Here is a 17,467-nt window from a genome sequence, read left to right on the forward strand (position 1 = left end):
TTCGCAGATCACAGGCGTATTACCGAGCCCACTACGGACAGTCAGGTGACCGACCGACCGTTGACTGAGAGTAACAGGCGTTGATATTCTGCGTCTCGGTCAGCCCGGCCACGGTGGAGCTTCCCGCCGTGGCGGAGGCGTTCCGACACCGGCGTCGCGGCGGCGGTCCGGGCAACGCGAAACGGTCGGGACGAGGGTTCCGGTGCTGGGGGGTGCGCCGTGTCGGGTGGATCGAGAATGCCGACGGCGGGCGAACCCGCCCCACGGGTGTCACTGCACCTGCTGGGCGGCTTCCAGCTGCTGCACGACGACACCCCCGTGGTCGTACCCCGGGGGTTGCAGCGCGTCATCGCCCTGATCGGCCTGCGCCCGGCCGCGACCCGCAGCCACCTCGCCGGGCTGCTGTGGCCCGAGACGCCTGAGGAGCGGGCGCTGTCGTCGCTGCGGACCGCGCTGTGGCGGCTGCGGCAGGATCCGTGCTGCCCGCTGCGCACCGACGGCGACACCGTCCGGCTCGGACCGACCGTCCGCCTCGACGTTGACGACCTGGTGGAGACCGCGGCGCTGGTCCGCGAGGGCGCCGTCCCGCGCGGCGCCGCCGGCGCCGGACGCCACGACCTGCTCCCCGGCTGGTACGACGACTGGGTGCTGCTGGAACGCGAACGGCTGCGCCAGCTGCGCCTGCACATGCTGGAGGAACTCGCCGGCAACCACCTCACCGCCGGGCGGCACGGCGAGGCGCTGGAGGCGGCGCTGGAGGCGATGGCCGCCGAACCGCTGCGGGAGACCCCGCACCGCCTGGTGGTCCGCATCCACCTGGCCGAGGGCAACGCGTTCGAGGCGGTCCACTCCTTCTACGTCTACCGCGATCTGCTCCTGCGCGAACTGCGCCTGGAACCGTCCCCGGCGATGACCGCGCTGCTCGACGACACCCTGGCGCCGATCCGCCGGGCCACCCGCCCGGACCCGCCGCCGCGCCGCACGGACCGGACCGCCAAACCGGCGCCGCGCGCCCCCACCTCGCCGTCGCCACCACCATCAAAGCCCCGGGGTACGCGGTGACGGCGAGGTGACAGCGCGACCGGCACCGTGAACCCAGCACCGCGGCGGCGAGAGGGGTCACGATGAGTCGACTGTTGGTGGTCAGCCGGATCGTGCCGGGCGCACAGGGACGGGTGGCGCAGATCTTCGCCGAGGCCGACGCCACCGAACTCCCCCACCTCACCGGCGTCCGGCACCGGTCGCTGTACTACCTGCACGACCTGTGCGTCCATCTGATGGAGACCGTCGACGTCGCCCCCGGGCTGACCGCGGAACTGCGCGACAACCCGCTCTACGAGCAGGTGAACAAGAGGCTCTCCGCGCACACCTCCCCGTACCTGCCGACCTGGCACTCCCCCCGCGACGCCGTGGCCGGCTGCTTCTACAGCTGGGACGCCGCCGACGTGCCTGCGCCCGACCGGATCCACTGACCGGCCACGGGCGACGGACGGGGCGCCCCGGAACCACGCACGGCACCCAGGTTCCGGGGCGTCTCCCTGCTCCGCGAGGCCGCTCGATACCGGCCTCCGGCACACGCTCGGTCATGCTGCGGCCACCGGCCGACACCGCCGGTCCCACCGTCGTGGCCCGGCCCCGGGCTGCCTGTCGTGCGCCGCGCGCGTGTGCGAAGCTGCCCCGAGTCTTTCGCCACCGTCGTGCACGTACATAGAAGGAGGTTGGCCATGCCGTCGAGCTTCGGGCAGTGGCTGTTCGTGATACTGGCCCTGCTCATCGGATTCGGCGTCGGCTGGGTGGTCGTCGGCCGTCGCCGGTCCGGCGCCCCGGCGACGCCCACGGTGGAGACCGCACCCGAGGTGACCGCCACCGTCGACGAGCCGCGCCCGGTCGCTGTGGTCGACGAGCCCCCGGCGACCGCCACGGTGGCCGAGCAGCCCGCGCCCACCGAGACGGCGACCACCGAGCCGGCCGTCGCCACCGCCGCAAGTACCGCAGACGAGCCGGAGGCGTCGTCGGTCGTCGCCGAGCCGGTGTCCTCGCCGGTCGTGTCCGAGCCGGCCGAGGCCGAGCCGGTCGCCGTGGACCGTCCGGCGGACGAGCCGGTGCCGTCCTCCGCGTCGGTCGCTGCGGACGAGCCCGCCGCCCCGGCCTCCACCGATGTGGACGAGCCGGCCGCTTCTCCGGCGCTCGTCGCCGAGTCGGAGCCCTTCGCGGCGGAGCCGGAGCGCGCCCCCGTCGCCGTTCCGGCGCAGTCGACGCCCGCCGACGAGCCGGAGGTGCCGGCGACGACGTCGTCGGCCGATTCGGCTGCTGCCGAGGCGGTGCCCTCGCCGGTCGACGCCGCCACGACGGCCGAGACCGCCGAGCCGGTCGAGACCGCCGAGCCGGTGGAGACCGCCGAGCCCGTCGCCGCCGCACCGGCCGTGGTGCCCGCGCCGCGGGCCTCGGTCGAGAACGACGTGCCGGCGGACGTGGCCGGGGACGCGGCGGACGACTTCCGGCGGATCCAGGGCATCGGGCCGAAGCTGGCCGCCGCCCTCCAGGACGCCGGCATCCGCACCTACCGGCAGCTCGCCGAGCTGGACGAGGCCGCGCTGCGGCAGACCGTGAAGGCCGCCGGGCTGCGCGCCGCACCCGGGCTGGCCACCTGGCCGCAGCAGGCCAAGGTGCTGGCGGGTGCTCCCGCCGACGCCGACCGGGTGCTGCCGGCGAGCGCCGAGTAGACAGTCCTCCACATTCCGGGCCGGTGGTGACGATGGTCGCCACCGGCCCGGTGCCTTTCCCCACCCCGTCACCTCCCCGACCTCGCGGCCCGCCCCGCCAGTACGCCGAGGTGGTCGCATCAGCACCCCGCCGACCCCGCCACAACCCCGAACTGGCGGCCGCTCCACCAGCACCAGCACCCGACGTGGTGACATCGCCACCCCGTCACCCCCGCCCGGGCCGGTATGCCGGAAAAGTGACCGCGTGCGGGCGGGCATGACTACGGTCGGTGAAGGGCCGGGACGGCCCGCCGCGCGTACCGCCACCCGCAGGAGCATCTCGTGCCCACCGCAGCGCCGGAGCCCGCCGGCCGGCGACCGCCGGTCCGCGATCCGGAGGCGCCGCGCCGGGTCACGCTGCTCGAACTCTTCTTCGACCTGGTCTACGTGGTCGCGCTCGCGTTGATCTCGCGCAACCTGATCAGCTCCGTGTCCTGGGAACGGGCCGCCGAGTCCCTGGTCATGCTGATGGCGATCTGGTGGACCTGGGCGATCACCACGCTGGTCACGGACATCTACGACCCGCAGCGCACCGAGATCAAGCTGCTGATCGTGGCGGTGATGTTCGGCGCGCTGCTGATGACCACCGCCATCCCGGAGGCGTTCGGCACCCGAGGGCTGGTGTTCGCCGGCACGTACGTGGCGATCCATCTCGGACGCGGCCTGTTCCTCATGCCCGCCGTACGGCGGCACCCGCAGAGCAACCGCCGGGCCCTGCGCATCTTCGCCTGGTTCGCCGTGTCGGCGGTGCCCTGGCTGGTCGGCGCGCTGGCCGCGCACGGCACCGCCCGGTTGTGGTTCTGGGCCGGCGCCCTGGCCATCGACTACCTGGGGTTCCGTCTGGCGTACCCGGTGCCGGGTCTGGGCGCGGTGCCGGAGTCCCAGCGCAACGTGACCGCCGAGCACCTGTCCGAGCGGTACCAGCAGTTCTTCATCATCGCGCTCGGCGACGCCGTGCTGGTCGCCGGCACCGTGTTCAGCCTGCACCACTCCGAGGTGGAGAACCTGGCCGCGTTCGCCACCGCGTTCGCCACCACGCTGCTGCTCTGGCGCATCTACGTGCACAAGTCCGGTGAGCTGCTGCCGCACGCCATCGCCCGGGCGGCTCAGCCGAGCCGGTTCCTCAACACCGCGCCGTACACCCATCTGCTGATGGTGGCCGGGGTGGTGACCACCGCGGCGGGCTTCGACCTGGTCCTGCTGAAGCCGACCGGCCACACGCCGCCGGCCTGGCTGGCGGTGATCCTCGGCGGGCCGGCGCTGTTCCTGATCGGCCGGGGCGCCTTCGAGTACGAGGTGTTCAGCCGGGTGTCGGCGTCCCGGCCCGGCGGGATACTGGCACTGCTCACGATCGCCCCGGCCGGGTTGTTCCTCGCGCCGGTCTACGCCTCCGCCGGGGCGATGCTGGTGCTGGCCGGGGTCGCTTGCGCCGACTACCGCCGCAGCCAGGGCCGCCCGCCGGAGGAGCCGATGCCACCGCACTGAGGTAATCGGAATCGGCCGTGCCGGTACCTGTGCGCCGTTTGGCGGATCACCCGCACGGGGTACAAGGCCTCCACCTCGAATCCACCACGACCCCAGTGGAGGCAACTGATGCGCGGCACCTCGATAGTCGGCGTCCTGGTCGTCATCTGGCTCATCATCGGCGCCATCGCCGCCGGTCAGCGCGGCTACTACGGCAACGACGAAACCAACTGTGCGGAGGCGGGCACGATCCTGGTCACGATCGTGGCCGGCCCGCTGAACTACATCGGCGCCAACCCGAAGGTGGACTGCAAGCTCCCCGAGCCGTCGAAGTAGGCGGCCACCCCCGTAACTCCCCTTCCGGCCCGCGCCCGCCCGGCGAGCGCGGGCCGTTCCGTGCCCGCGGCGCGGACCGTCACCACGCCTGGGGCGTCCTAGGAGGCTGGGTTTCGCCTGGTTTGCCGCCGGAACCGGTGGGAACGGCAGCGGTTCGCCGACGACGGAACGGAGAACCGGGCATGCGGATCGGCTACAAGCTCGCCTCGGAGGCGTTCGGGCCCCAGGAACTCATCCGGCAGGCGGTCCGGGCCGAGGAGGCCGGTTTCGACTTCGTCGAGATGAGCGACCACTACCACCCCTGGCTGGAGGTGCAGGGGCACTCCTGCTTCACCTGGAGCGCGCTCGGCGCGATCGCCGCCCGCACCACCCGCATCGGCCTCGCCACCGGCGTCACCTGCCCGTCGGTCCGCTACCACCCGGCGATCGTCGCGCAGGCCGCCGCCACCATGGCGCTGATCTCCGACGGGCGGTTCACGCTCGGGGTGGGCGCCGGCGAGCGGCTCAACGAACACGTCGTCGGGCAGGGCTTCCCCAGTGTCCGGGGGCGGCACGAGCGGCTGCGCGAGGCGCTGGAGATCATCCGGCTGCTCTGGCAGGGCGGCTACCGCTCGTACGGCGGCCGGCACCTCCAACTGGAGGACGCCCGGATCTGGGACCTGCCCGAGCAGCCGCCGGTGATCGCCGTGGCCGCGAGTGGCCGGGAGTCGGCCGGTCTCGCGGCCGAGCTGGGCACCGGCCTGTTCGCCACCGAGCCGAAGTCGTCGATCGTCGACCAGTACCGCAACGCCGGCGGCCAGGGCCCGCGCTACGCCGAGGTGCCGATGGCCTGGGCCACCGACGAGGAGTCGGCGGTCCGTGCGGCCCGGGAGACCAGCCGCTGGGCGATCACCGGCTGGAAGGTGATGAGCGAGCTGCCCAACCCGGTGAACTTCGACGCCGCCACCGCCTGGGTCGAGGACCACCACATCCGGCAGCAGTTCTCCGTCGGCCCGGACGCCGCTCCGCACGTGGAGAAGGCGCGCACGTACGTCGAGGCCGGCTTCGACCACATCGTGCTCCAGAACGCCGGGCCGGACCCGGACGGCTTCCTGGACTTCTGCGCCCGCGACCTGCTCGCCCGCGTCCGCGCGCTCGGCTAGCGCTCCGCTGCTCCCCCGCGCTCGGCCGGCCGCGCGCCTCAGCCGGCCCGCGCACCTCAGCCGCCGACGTGGATGCCGGGGCGGCGGGTCGGGTCCGGCTCGGACTTGCGGATGATCTCCCGCACCACCGGCGGGGTGTCGCCCCGGCCGAGGATGAGGTAGCGCAGCAGGTGCGCGATCGGGTTCCCCTCCGACCACTCGAAGTGGCAGTGCGGGCGCACCCCCGTCGCGTCCCGCAACGCCAGCAGGATCGCGGCTATCGCGTTCGGCGCGGCCGGGCTGCTGGTACGCAGGATCCGGTAGCCGCCGGACTCCACCCCGTGCACCCGCAGCACCTGGCTGAACTGGGACGGGTCGCTCACGTCGATCTCCAGGAACAGCACGTCGGCGGCGCCCGGCACCGGGTTCATCGACCGTTGCGCCCGTTCCTTGACCCGGTACTCCTTCACCGACCCGCTCTGCCGCTTGTTGGCGATCAGGTGCAGCCGCCCGTCCCGGGCCACCGACTCGTCGACGAAGCGACGGGCCGGCTCGTCGAACTCGATCCGCTCGGCGCGCAGCTCGGTGGTCCGGGTGACCCGGGAGATCAGCGACACCGCGACGATCCCGGCGATGAAGAACCCGGAGATGGTGATGCCGTCGGGCTTGGCCACCACGTTCTCCACCAGCGCGTACAGCAGCACGGCGGTGAGCAGCGCGAACCCGGCCGCGGCGGCACGGCTGCGGGCGCGCAGCGCCGCGATGGTCACCGCTATCGCGCCGGAGACCATCATCGCGAGGACGCCCGTGGCGTACGCGCCGGCCTGGGCGTTCACGTCGGCGGAGAAGGCGATCGTGATGGCGATGCTGATCGCGGTGTAGACCAGCACCACCGGGCGCACCGCCCTCCCCCACTCCGGCGCCATGCCGTACGACGGCAGGTAGCGCGGCACGATGTTGATCAGACCGGCCATCGCCGACGCGCCGGCGAACCAGAGGATGAGCACGCTGCTGATGTCGTAGACGGTGCCGAACGCCTCGCCGAGGTGCTCGTGCGCGAGGAACGCCAGCGCCCGGCCGTTGGCCGGCCCGCCGGGGTCGAACGCCTCGGGCGGGATCAGCACGGTGGTCACGAACGTGGTGGCGATCAGGTAGACCGACATGATCAGCGCGGCGGCGGTGAGCAGCCGGCGGGTGTTGCGGATCCGGGCGTCCAGCCGCCGTTGCGCGTCCTCGCCCTCGCCGCGCACCAGCGGCATCATGCTCACCCCGGTCTCGAACCCGGACAGGCCGAGCACCAGCAGCGGGAACGCCAGCACGCTCGTGGCCACGACGTCGCCGGGCCCGCCGGTGTCGGCCAGCCGGCCGGTCCAGTCGCCGAGCAGGCCCGGGTCGGCGACGACCTCGGCCACCCCGGCGACCACCACCACCGCGTTCAACGCCAGGAACGCCGCCACCAGCGGGATGGCGACCTGCACGGCCTCGCTGAACCCGAGCAGGAACACGCCGCCGAGCACGAGCAGCAGCGCCACGGTGACCAGCACCGCCGCGGTGCCACCGTGCGGGAACGACGCGGGCAGCACCGGGTTCTCCAGCAGGTGCACGCTGGCGTCGGCGGCGGAGAGCGTGATCGTGATGATCCACGAGGTGGCGACGAAGCCGAGCAGCACCAGCACGAAGACCTTGCCGCGCCAGAACGGCAGCAGCCGCTCCAGCATCGCCACCGAGCCCTGCCCGTGCGGGCTCTCCCGGGCCACCCGGCGGTACATCGGCAGCATCCCGAACAGGGTGAGCGCCACGATCAGCAGCGTGGCCAGCGGGCTGAGCGCGCCGGCCGCCACGGCGGCGATGCCGGGCAGGTATGACAGCGTGGAGAAGTAGTCGACGCCGGTCAGGCACATCACCTGCCACCACGGGTGGGACCGGGTCTGGTGCTCGCGGACCTCCGGGCCGACCGGCTCGACCCGGTGCGCGAACAACCACCGGTGCAGCCGGCCCGCCGGCGGCGCCGGCCGCGTCGGGGCCGCCACCCGTTCGGGCAGCTCCGGCACGGTACGGCCGGACCGCTCGGCGTGGTCGCCGTGCCGCCCGGCCCGGGCCGCCGCGGCCGCGTGCGCCTCCCGGCGCCGCTCCCGCGTACGCCTGGGCTGCTCCGCGTCCCCCGCCTGCCCCATCTGCTCCCCTTCGTCCCTATGAAGACGGTAGGGGTTGTCCCGGCCGCGACCCGGCCGAACCGGTCAAAGATCCGGTCCGCGGGCCACCGCGTCGCGCACCGCCGCCGGGTCGGCCACTGTCACGGTGACCGCCGGGTGCCGCAGCCACGGGCCGGGGGCCAGCCCCGGCACCGGCTCGGCGAAGCGCAGGCAGACGCCCCCGGCCACGCTCGCGCCAAAGGTCACCCCGCCGTCGGCCGCCGACAGGTGCGGGCCGATCGCCCGCCACCAGCGGTACGGCCCGCTCAGCTCGGCGCCGGTCACGTTGCCCGGCGTGGTGCGCAGCAGCCACGGCCCGAACCGGACCACGAGCGCGTCCGGACCCCAGTCGAGCCAGGCTGTGGCAGGCCGTACCCCGAGCAACGCCAGCGGCAGCCGGAACGCCGGGTCGAAGCGGAACGGGAAGCGGCGGACCGGGCCCGGCGGGAGCGCCCCGGGGCCGGCCGGTTCGTCTCGCGGCACGGCGACGACGTACCCGGTGCGGCGCACTCGACACCCGCGGGCGGCGTTCCCGCGTCCCGCGCCCGGACGGCGGGACGCGGGAACCCCCCGTCCCGGCTACTGCAGGAACGCCCCGAGGGGTGACAGCAGCAGCCGGCCGAGCAGCGCGGCGTTGTCGTCCAGCCGCGTCCGCTCACACTCGCGGGCGTCCGGGTCGTGCCGGCAGCGCCAGATCTTCTGCGCGTTGCGCCAGGCCACGTTCCGGGTGTACTCCACCAGTTCGCCCTGGTACCAGTCGTCGATGTCGCCGTTGACCATGTCGATCATGAGTTGCCAGTTGTCCAGGTAGCCGCGGCGCAGCTCCGGGATCCGCTCGGCGAAGATCTTGTTGATCTCCAGGTAGTCGCGGTGCTGGTCGCTGCCGTCGATCGGCTCGGACTCCAGGCTGTCGAACGTGGTCACCAGCGCGAACGGCAGGTCGTAGTTGATGTGCGCGTTGACGCCCGCGGCGGCCGACGGCAGCGGCCGGGCGTCCGGGCCGCGCATCCGCTTGAACAGGCACGACCACGCCTTCGGGGTGCTCGGGCTGGAGTCGGTCCAGAACCGCAGCGCCTCGAAGTAGCGGGCCGCGAACTCCACGTCCAGCCGGGCCAGGAACGCCGGGTCGCAGAACCGGTCGTCGTACAGGCCGTCGAGCACGGTGCTGGTGATGACCAGGTAGAGCTTGTTGAAGTCGGCGAGCGGGCAGCTCTCCTCCAGCGGCGGCAGCCGGACCAGCAGATCCTGAAGCTTGGTCAGATGGTCCACGACCGCCGGTACGTCGGCGGGGTGGTCGGCCAGCAGCCCGACGATGTCCTGGTGCACAGGACCCCAGACCGGTTCGGTCATCTCTCCTCCACAACGGCCGGCGCCCCCACGACGCCACCACCCCTGTTCCGCGGGACAGCCTGCCAGCCGCCGTCCACACCGCGGATCCGTCGAACGACGTATTGCCGGCGTACGCCTACTCCGCGCCGTTGCGCAGGAAGATGGCGCTGGCCTGCACGCGCGTGCGGACCTGGAGCTTGTCGAAGATGTGCGAGACGTGGACGCCGATGGTCCGCTCGCTGATGAACAGCCGCTGGCCGATCTCCCGGTTGGTCAGCCCCTCCGCGACCGCGGCGAGCACCTCCCGCTCCCGCGCGGTGAGCGTCGCCAGCTCGTCCACCGCCGGCCCGGCGGGCGCCGCCGCCCGCTGCCGGGGCACCGGCGCGGGATCCGGCGCGGCGTCCAGGGTCACCCGGGCCCGCGAGGCGATGGTACGGATCTCCGCGGTCAGCGGCACCGCGCCGAGCGACTGGGCCATCGCGTACGCCCGGTGCAGCAGCTTGCCCGCGGTGGCCACCCGGCTGCGGCGGGCCAGCAGCGCCTCGGCCTGCCGCAACCGGGAGTACGCGGCCGGGTAGGGGTGGTTGCGCCGGTCCCACTCGAGCGCGGAGCGCTCCCACAGCGCGGGGTCGCCCCGGCCGTCGTCGAGCCGGCTCAGCTCGGCGTCGCAGAGCGCGAGGAACCCCTCCGCGACGTAGCGCACCGGTGCGCCCGCCTTGGCACTCTTGCCGGTCACCCGGTCGACCACCTCGCGCAGCCGGCGTACCGCGTTCGGGTCCACCTCGATCGTGCGGCTGGCCGCCGCCTCGGCCTCCGCGCGCAGTCCGTGCCAGGCCAGCGTGGCCAGCACGATCACGTCGTCGGAACGGCTCTCGGTCAGGCCCCGCTGCACCGCCTGCCGGGCCAGGTCGTGCCGGCCCTGCCACATGGCCAGGCCGGCCCGCAGGATGAGCATCGGCAGCACGTGCCGGGCGCCGCCGCCGGCCAGCACCGTCGCGACCGCCTCCAGATCGCGGTCGGACGCCTCGACGTCGCCGTACCCGACGGAGAGCCGGCACCGGGCCAGCAGCAGCTCGACCGCGTCGGCCCCGGACGGGCGGTGCCGCAGCGCGGCGGCGACGACCTTCTCCGCCTCGGCCCACTGCCCCACCCGGAACAGCCCGTTCGTCGCCACCGCCAGCAGCCGGGTCTCCCAGGTGCGGCCGAGCCCCAGCTCGGCGACCCGGTCGGCGCCCCGGCGGGCCACCACCACACCCTCCTCGAGGATGTTCAGCGGCCCGGTGAGCAGCTCGGCCAGGTGCAGGTACGCGCAGGCCACGTCCTCCGGACGGCCGGACCGCTCGGCGGTCTCCAGCGCCTGGCGCATCACCGCCAGCCCGGCAGCCGGATCCTCCAGGAACGCCTCGCTGAACCCGAGCGCGGCGCTGGCCATCACCACCTCGGAGGTGGTGCCGGGAACGTCGGCGGCGAGCGCGAGGGCCTCCCGGGCCTGGTCGCCGGCCTCGGCGTAGCGGCCCAGGTGCAGCAACAGCTCGGCCAGCCGGGCGGCGGCCGTGCACCGCTCCTGCGGCGTGCAGTCGGGCGAGTCCAGCACCCGCCGGTACTCCTGCTCGGCGGGTGCCGACCGGCCGGCTGCGGCCAGGTAGCGGGCCCGGCGGATGCGCAGCGCGCAGACCGGCGGGCCGGACGGGTCGTCGGCCAGCTCCTCCAGCAGCGTCAGGGCGCGGGCGTGCTCCCCGCTGTGGTGCGCGGCCTCGGCGGCGTGGCTGAGCAGCTCGGCCCGGTCCACCTCGACCGGCTCGGGCCGTGCCCCGTCGGGCGGGACGGAGGCCGGCTCGGTGGCCAGGGTCAGCGCGGCGGACCAGTGGCGGTGCGCCTCGGCGTACCCGTGCAGTCGTTCCGCCTCGCGGGCGGCCGCCATCGCCGCGGGCAGCGCCCGGGCCGGCTCGCCCGCGTGCCGCCAGTGGTGGGCCAGCCGGGCCTGGTGCAGCTCGGCCGGTACGGCGGTGAGCGCCTCGGCGTAGCGGCGGTGCAGTGCGGCCCGCTCGGCTGGCAGCAGTTCGTGGGCCAGGACCTCGGCGACCAGCCGGTGCCGCAGCCGGTAGCCGTCGTCGGCGCCGACCAGCAGGCGGTGTGCGACCGCCTCGCGGACGGCGTCGAGCAGTTCCTCCTCGGGCAGCCGCACCACCTGGGCCAGCAGCCAGTGCTCGACCGGCTCGACGCCGACCGCCACCGCGTGCACCACCGCGTGCGCCGGCTGGGGCAGCGCGTCGACCCGGTCGAGGAACACCTCGCGCAGCGTGTCGGAGAGGCCGTCGCGGCCGTCGCGCCGGTCGCGGGCCAGTTCCTCCACCACGAACGGGTTGCCGCCGCTGCGCTGCCAGAGCTGGTCGGCGGCCTCGGGCGGCAGCGGCGCGCCGACCACGGCGGCGGCCAGTTCGTCGGTGGCGGATCGGTCCAGCGGCAGCAGGTCGATCACCCGCACCGAGCGCAGCCGGCGCAGCTCGGTGAGCACCCGGCGCAGCGGGTGCGCGCCGCGCAGCGACTCGGCCCGGATCGCGGCCAGCACGGAGAGCTGGAGGTCGCCGAGGCCGGCCAGCAGGTAGAGCAGGAGCTGCCGGGTGCTGCGGTCGACCCACTGCAGATCGTCGAGGACGAGCACCAGCGGCCGTCCGCCGGCCACCACGTGCAGGCCCTGGGCGACGCGTTCCAGCAGCGCGCCGGCGCCGTCCGGGCCGGGGGTCTCCTCGTCGAAGACCTGCAACACCCCGCGGATCGCCGACGTGGTGCGCGCCTGCGCCTGCTCGGCGTCGAGCCGGCGCAGCGCCTGCCGTACCGGGTGCAGCGGCGAGGCGTCTCCGATGTCGAGGCAGGTGCCGGTGAGCACCAGGGCGCCGGTCTGCCGCAGTTGCTCTCCGACCTCGGTCAGCAGGCGGGTCTTGCCCACCCCGCTCTCTCCGGTGAGGAACACCGCGCCGGTCTGCCCGGGCCGTAGGTCGTCGAAGAGCGCCGACCGCAGCGTCGCCATGGTCCCGGTACGGCCGACGAGCGGTGCCGTGTCCACGTCGCTGGCCATGGGACGCAGCCTAGTCACAGGTCCCCGCACCGTTCTACGGCCTCGGGGCCGGACTCGTACCTCTCGCGTCGACTACACGACTAATGGTTGCGGGTGCCCGACATACGTCGTCCTACAGATCCCCCGACAACCCGGTGGTGAAAGTCTGCTGAGGTCGTCGGGCACCACGATCGGGAAAGGGTGGGTGCGATGTTGATCACCACGCCCGCAGGGAGTCGGGAAGCCGTCATCGCGGCGTGCCGGCCGGTGCCCGAGGAACGACGTACCGTCACCGTCCTCTTCGTCGACATCGTCGGCTCGACCCGTCTGGTCGAGCGGCTCGACCCGGAGGACGTACGCGCGTTGCAGCGCGCCTACTTCGGCACCGTCGCCTCGGTGCTGCGCCGCTGGCGGGGCGTGGTGGAGAAGTACGTCGGCGACGCGGTGATGGCGCTGTTCGGCACGTCCGGATCGGACGGTCTCGACGCGTACCGGGCGGTGCGGGCCGGGCTGGACATCCAGGCCGCGCTGGAGCGGCGGCGACCGGCCGGCATCCGGCTGCGCGTGCGGGTCGGCGTGGCGACCGGCGAGGTGCTGCTGGACCTGGCCGGGGTCCACGACGGCGGCCACGGCGCGGCCAGCGGCGCGGTGATCACCACGGCGGCCCGCCTCCAGGAGCACGCGCCGCCCGGCGGGGTCGTGGTCTGCCCGGTCACCCGCACCGCGGTGGCGGGGCTGGTCGAACAGCGTCCACTCGCCACCCTGACGCTGGCCGGCAAGGCCCTGCCGCTGGATGTGTGGCGGGTGACCGGGGCGGCCGGGAGCAGACCGGCCCGGCACCGCGTCCCGCTGGTGGGCCGCCGCCGGGAACTGGCCGGCGCGGCCGACGAGGTGACCCGGGCACTGCGCGAGCGCCGTCCCCGGTGGATCTCGCTGGTCGGGCCGCCGGGCAGCGGCCGCAGCCGGCTGCTGCACGAGGTGACCCGCGCCGTGTCGCACGTGGACGGTGTGCCGGTGCGCCGGCGGGTGACGGCCTGCCCGCCGTACCCGTGCGGGGAACTGGCGCCGCTGGCCGACCTGGTCCGTCCCCGGCCGGACGGCTCGGTCGCGGACGGCCCCGTCGCGGACGGCCCGGGCAGCGGCGCGCTCGCGGCGTTCCTCGCCGCGCCGGACGACGACACGGTGGCGGCCCGCGCCGTGGTCGCCTGCCGCGAGGCGCTGCTCGGCCTGGCCGCCGACGCACCGGTGGTGGTCGCGGTGGACGACCTGGACCGGGCCGCCCCGGCGCTGCGCCGGTTCCTGCACCAGCTCCACGTGGCCGCGGGTGAGCGGGGACTTCCCCTGGCGGTGGTCACCACGTGCGGCTCCGGCTCGGCCGACCCGCTGCCCACCCCGGCGCGGCGGATCCCGGTGGAGCCGCTGGGCCCGCTGGACACCGGGCGCCTGCTGCGGCACCTGCTCGACCGGGCCGGGCGGCCGGCCGCGCTCGCCGCGCGGCTGGTCGCGCTGGTCGGCGGCAGTCCGGCGGTCGCGACCGCGTACGCGTCCGCGGACCCGGCCGGCGAGCCGGGTGGCGTACCGGCCGCCGCGCGCCGCCTGGTGGACGCCCGGCTGGACCGGCTCGACGGTACGCACCGGGCGGTGCTGCTGGCCGGCGCCGCCCGGAGTGGCCCGGTCGTGGCCGCCTCGGTGGAGGCGATGCTCGGCTGGCCCGCCGGCCGGGCCGAGCCGGTGCTGCGGGCCCTGGCCGCCGCTGGGCTGATCCGCCGGGTCACGACGGACGGCTGGGCGGTTGACGCGCTGGTGGCGCGGGTGGCCGCGATGCGGCTGTCCCGTGCGGTACGCGCGGACTTCGCCCGCCGCCTGCGCGCCGCGAAGGACACCGCTGCCGGCCGTGTGCCGGCAGCGGGAACCGGCGTCCCGTCCCGGGGCGCCGGCGAGCGGGAGGTCTGCCCGCTCGGGGCGGGACGGTCGCGCCGGTCGGGTGGAGGGGCCCGACCGGCGCCCGTCCCGCCGGACCGGCCGGACGGGTCCGACGCGCTGTGTCCGGTGCCCGGGCAGCCGGGCCGGTCCGGCGCGCTCCGGGCGGTGCCCGCACGGCCGGGGCAGCCGGTGCGCGCCGGACCGGCGACGGGCGGCGCGACGGGGACCGTCGCGGATGCCGCGGAGTGGTCCCGGTGGTGGAACGGCCCGGCGTCCGCGGTCACGGCGTGGCCCGGTCAGCGGACCGATCCGTCACCAGCGGTCCCGGCACGGCAGGAGCGGCGGACCGGTCCGCCCGGGCGGGTGGGCCGGAACCGGCGAAGAACCGGGTCCGGCGGGCAGGCGCTCGGGCTGGCCGCATGACGTCCGGGTCGGAGCGGGCACGGGGCCACTCCGGCCCGGACGTCACCCGGCACGCAGGTGTGCGGGCGCGGGCCGGCGGGCCGGCGATCAGTCGCGGGCGATGGTGCGGCTGCGGCCCCGGAACTCGGCCACCACCTCGTCCCCGCGTCGCACGCTCACGTCGTAGATCCCGCTGCGGCCGTGCCGGACCCGCTCGGTGGCGTACGCCTCCAGCAGGTCGCCCTCGCGTACCGGGCGCAGGAAGCTGATCTCGCCGCCGGCCGCCACCGTGGCCGGGCCGTGGCTGTTGCACGCCAGCGCGAACGCGGTGTCGGCGAGCAGGAACACGAAGCCGCCGTGCCCGATCGCGTGCCCGTTGAGCATCGACGGGGTGACCCGCATCCGAGCGACCGCCGCGCCGTCGCCGGCCGAGACGAGTTCGATGCCGAGCCCCTTGGACGCCACGTCGGCGTCGAACATGTCGTGCGCCGCGGTACGGCCGCCGTCACCGCTCATCTCAGGACTCCCGCCGCTGGTCGACGATGCGGCGCATCTTGCCCATCGAGCGTTCCACCCCGTCCGGCTCGATGACCCGTACCGCCACTGACACCCCGATGGTGTTCTTGACCTGCTCGACCAGCGTCGCGCCGGCCCGCTCGGCCTCGTCGGCGGCGGCGCCCGCGCGTCGCTCCACGTGCACGGTGAGCGTGTCGAGCCGGCCCCGCCGGTCGAGCACGCACTGGAAGTGCGGCGACAGGGCCGGGGTACGCAGGATCAGCTCCTCGATCTGGGTCGGGAAGACGTTCACTCCCCGGACGATCATCATGTCGTCGGTACGCCCGGTGATCTTCTCGATCCGCCGCATCGGACGGGCGGTGCCGGGCAGCAGCCGGGTCAGGTCGCGGGTGCGGTAGCGGACCACCGGCATGGCCTCCTTGGTCAGCGAGGTCAGCACCAGCTCACCCCGCTCCCCGTCGGGCAGCACCTCCCCGCTGACCGGGTCGATGATCTCCGGATAGAAGTGGTCCTCCCACAGGTGCAGGCCGTCCTTGGTCTCCACGCACTCGACCGCCACACCCGGGCCCATCACCTCGGACAGGCCGTAGATGTCGAGCGCGTGCATGTCCAGGCGCTGCTCCAGCTCGCGGCGCATGTCCTCGGTCCACGGCTCGGCGCCGAAGACACCGACACGCAGCGAGGTGGCGCGCGGGTCGACGCCCTGACGTTCCATCTCGTCCACGATGGCGAGCATGTAGCTGGGGGTCACCATGATGACCTCCGGCTCCAGGTCGCGGATCAGCATGACCTGGCGCTCGGTCATGCCGCCGGACACCGGGACGACGGTGCAGCCCAGTTCCTCGGCGCCGTAGTGCGCGCCGAGACCGCCGGTGAACAGCCCGTAGCCGTACGCGACGTGCACCCGGTCGCCGCGGCGGCCCCCGGCAGCCCGGATCGAGCGGGCCATGAGCTTCGCCCAGGTGTCCAGGTCGGCGCGGGTGTAGCCGACCACTGTGGGACGGCCGGTGGTGCCGGAGGAGGCGTGCAGCCGGGCGACACGCTCGCGGGGCACCGCGAACATGCCGAACGGGTAGTTCTCGCGCAGCTCCGCCTTCGCGGTGAACGGGAAGCGGGCCAGGTCGGCCAGCTCACGCAGGTCGCCGGGGTGGGCGCCGAGGGCGTCGAACGCGCGCCGGTAGTGGGGCACGTTGTCGTACGCGTGCCGCAGCGAGTGCCGCAGCCGGTCCAGTTGCAGCGCGCGCAGCTCGTCGACACCGATCCGCTCGACGGGATCCAGCTCGTCCGGACGGGGCGTGCGCTCCTCCACGGTGACCTCCTGGCACGACGGGCCCCGGACGCCGCGCGCCGGGCGCTGCCGCCCACCGTACGCCCGCCTCCCCCTCCCCCGCTCTCTCCCCCGCGATCTTGCACTTGCCGCCCCTCGGATGCCGCGAATGTCCGGTCCGCCGGGGCGGAACCTGCAAGATCGCGGAGAGCCGAGGGCCGAGCGCGGGGGCAGGGTTATGCTCGCGGGTGCTGGTGGGAGGTGTTGTGTCCGATCCCCGCGTCGACCCGGACGTCGATCTGCGCGTACCGGCGGACCGGACGGAACTGTCCGCGCACCCGGCAGTCGTACTCGGCGTGATCGCCGCCGGTGGCGTGTCCGGCGCGCTCGCACGGGCGGGCGCCCAGGCGGCGGTGCCGCACCAGCCCGGCGAGTTCCCGTGGGCCACGTTCTCCGTCAACGTGGTCGGGTGCCTGCTCATCGGCGTGCTGATGGCGGTGCTCGCCGCCCGCCCGGCCCACCCGCTGACCCGGCCGTTCCTCGGCGTCGGCGTACTCGGCGGGTTCACCACGTTCTCCGCGTACGCGGTCGACGCGCAGCGGCTGCTGACCGACGGCGCGGCCGGTACGGCGGGCGTCTACCTGGCCGCGACTGTGCTCGGCGCGCTGGCGGCGGTCGCCACCGGGGACACCGTGACCGCCCGGCTGCTGGCCGCCCGCGACGGGAGCCGACGGTGACAGTCCTGCTGATCGCGCTCGGCGCCGCTATCGGCGCGCCGCTGCGCTACCTGACCGACCGGGCGGTGCAGGCCCGGCACGGCTCACCGTTCCCGTGGGGCACGCTGACCGTCAACGTGGCCGGGTCGCTGCTGCTCGGCGGCCTGCTCGCGGCGCCCGTCGGACCGGGCGTGACAGCGCTGGCCGGCACCGGCTTCTGCGGCGCGCTGACCACCTGGTCCACGCTCAGCTACGAGACGCTGCGCCTGGCCCGCACCGGGAAGCGCCACCTCGCGTACGCGAATGTGGCGCTCAGCGTGGTCGCGGGCCTCGGCGCGGCGTTCCTCGGCTACGTCCTCGTCACCGCGCTGAGCGGCTGACCGC

General features: G+C 74.7%; 15 protein-coding genes. 9 read left to right on the top strand and 6 right to left on the bottom strand.

The features are described 5' to 3' along the window. Positions 1-237: 237 nt before the first annotated feature. The 6 genes from FB454_RS00675 (at position 238) to FB454_RS00700 (ending at position 5,704) form a co-directional block, all read left to right on the top strand. The gene (locus FB454_RS00675) at positions 238-1,062 is read left to right on the top strand and encodes an AfsR/SARP family transcriptional regulator (RefSeq protein WP_013286654.1); all 825 of its coding nucleotides are present in this window, start codon (positions 238-240) and stop codon (positions 1,060-1,062) included. A 62-nt stretch (positions 1,063-1,124) separates the two neighbouring features. Then, positions 1,125-1,472, top strand: coding sequence for a TcmI family type II polyketide cyclase (locus FB454_RS00680; protein ID WP_013286655.1), 348 nt, complete (start codon positions 1,125-1,127; stop codon positions 1,470-1,472). 252 nt (positions 1,473-1,724) lie between these two features. Further along, positions 1,725-2,723, top strand: coding sequence for a helix-hairpin-helix domain-containing protein (locus FB454_RS00685; protein ID WP_145822304.1), 999 nt, complete (start codon positions 1,725-1,727; stop codon positions 2,721-2,723). Between the two features lie 321 nt (positions 2,724-3,044). Then, complete coding sequence (locus tag FB454_RS00690; protein ID WP_013286657.1) at positions 3,045-4,247, top strand: low temperature requirement protein A; 1,203 nt, start codon at positions 3,045-3,047, stop codon at positions 4,245-4,247. A gap of 108 nt (positions 4,248-4,355) precedes the next feature. After that, positions 4,356-4,562 carry a hypothetical protein gene (locus tag FB454_RS00695; protein ID WP_013286658.1) on the top strand — a complete coding sequence of 69 codons (207 nt, stop codon included), beginning with the start codon at positions 4,356-4,358 and terminating at the stop codon, positions 4,560-4,562. Positions 4,563-4,744: 182 nt separating this feature from the next. Next, positions 4,745-5,704: a TIGR03557 family F420-dependent LLM class oxidoreductase gene (locus tag FB454_RS00700; RefSeq protein ID WP_013286660.1), complete on the top strand. Its 960-nt coding sequence runs from the start codon at positions 4,745-4,747 to the stop codon at positions 5,702-5,704. A 56-nt stretch (positions 5,705-5,760) separates the two neighbouring features. Here FB454_RS00700 and FB454_RS00705 read toward each other — a convergent pair whose 3' ends face one another. From FB454_RS00705 to FB454_RS00720, 4 genes are all read right to left on the bottom strand, one after another. Beyond that, positions 5,761-7,857 carry an amino acid transporter gene (locus tag FB454_RS00705; RefSeq protein WP_145822305.1) on the bottom strand — a complete coding sequence of 699 codons (2,097 nt, stop codon included), beginning with the start codon at positions 7,855-7,857 and terminating at the stop codon, positions 5,761-5,763. Between the two features lie 63 nt (positions 7,858-7,920). Beyond that, positions 7,921-8,385, bottom strand: coding sequence for a hypothetical protein (locus FB454_RS00710; RefSeq protein WP_013286662.1), 465 nt, complete (start codon positions 8,383-8,385; stop codon positions 7,921-7,923). Between the two features lie 69 nt (positions 8,386-8,454). Continuing rightward, positions 8,455-9,225 carry a DUF5995 family protein gene (locus FB454_RS00715; protein WP_013286663.1) on the bottom strand — a complete coding sequence of 257 codons (771 nt, stop codon included), beginning with the start codon at positions 9,223-9,225 and terminating at the stop codon, positions 8,455-8,457. Between the two features lie 115 nt (positions 9,226-9,340). Further along, a complete protein-coding gene (locus FB454_RS00720; RefSeq protein ID WP_145822306.1) occupies positions 9,341-12,280 on the bottom strand; it encodes a helix-turn-helix transcriptional regulator in 2,940 nt (979 codons plus the stop codon). A 189-nt stretch (positions 12,281-12,469) separates the two neighbouring features. On the opposite strand from FB454_RS00720, the gene FB454_RS00725 reads away from it, so the two are divergent. Next, positions 12,470-14,605 (top strand): adenylate/guanylate cyclase domain-containing protein, encoded by a 2,136-nt coding sequence (locus FB454_RS00725; RefSeq protein WP_013286665.1) that lies wholly within the window; start codon positions 12,470-12,472, stop codon positions 14,603-14,605. 87 nt (positions 14,606-14,692) lie between these two features. Here FB454_RS00725 and paaI read toward each other — a convergent pair whose 3' ends face one another. Next, on the bottom strand, positions 14,693-15,100 hold the full coding sequence (paaI, locus tag FB454_RS00730; RefSeq protein WP_013286666.1) for a hydroxyphenylacetyl-CoA thioesterase PaaI: 408 nt from the start codon (positions 15,098-15,100) through the stop codon (positions 14,693-14,695). Position 15,101: 1 nt separating this feature from the next. Then, positions 15,102-16,409, bottom strand: a complete 1,308-nt coding sequence (gene paaK / locus FB454_RS00735) for a phenylacetate--CoA ligase PaaK (RefSeq protein WP_013286667.1) — start codon at positions 16,407-16,409, stop codon at positions 15,102-15,104. Positions 16,410-16,633: 224 nt separating this feature from the next. Here paaK and FB454_RS00740 point away from each other — a divergent pair, with 224 nt between their 5' ends. Together FB454_RS00740 and FB454_RS00745 are read left to right on the top strand one after the other, a co-directional pair. Beyond that, positions 16,634-17,104: a FluC/FEX family fluoride channel gene (locus FB454_RS00740; RefSeq protein WP_013286668.1), complete on the top strand. Its 471-nt coding sequence runs from the start codon at positions 16,634-16,636 to the stop codon at positions 17,102-17,104. Continuing rightward, on the top strand, positions 17,101-17,463 hold the full coding sequence (locus tag FB454_RS00745) for a fluoride efflux transporter FluC (RefSeq protein ID WP_013286669.1): 363 nt from the start codon (positions 17,101-17,103) through the stop codon (positions 17,461-17,463). Before FB454_RS00740 ends, FB454_RS00745 begins: the two co-directional genes overlap by 4 nt. The last annotated feature ends 4 nt before the right edge of the window (positions 17,464-17,467 follow it).

The sequence above is a fragment of the Micromonospora sp. CNZ297 genome (assembly GCF_007827625.1).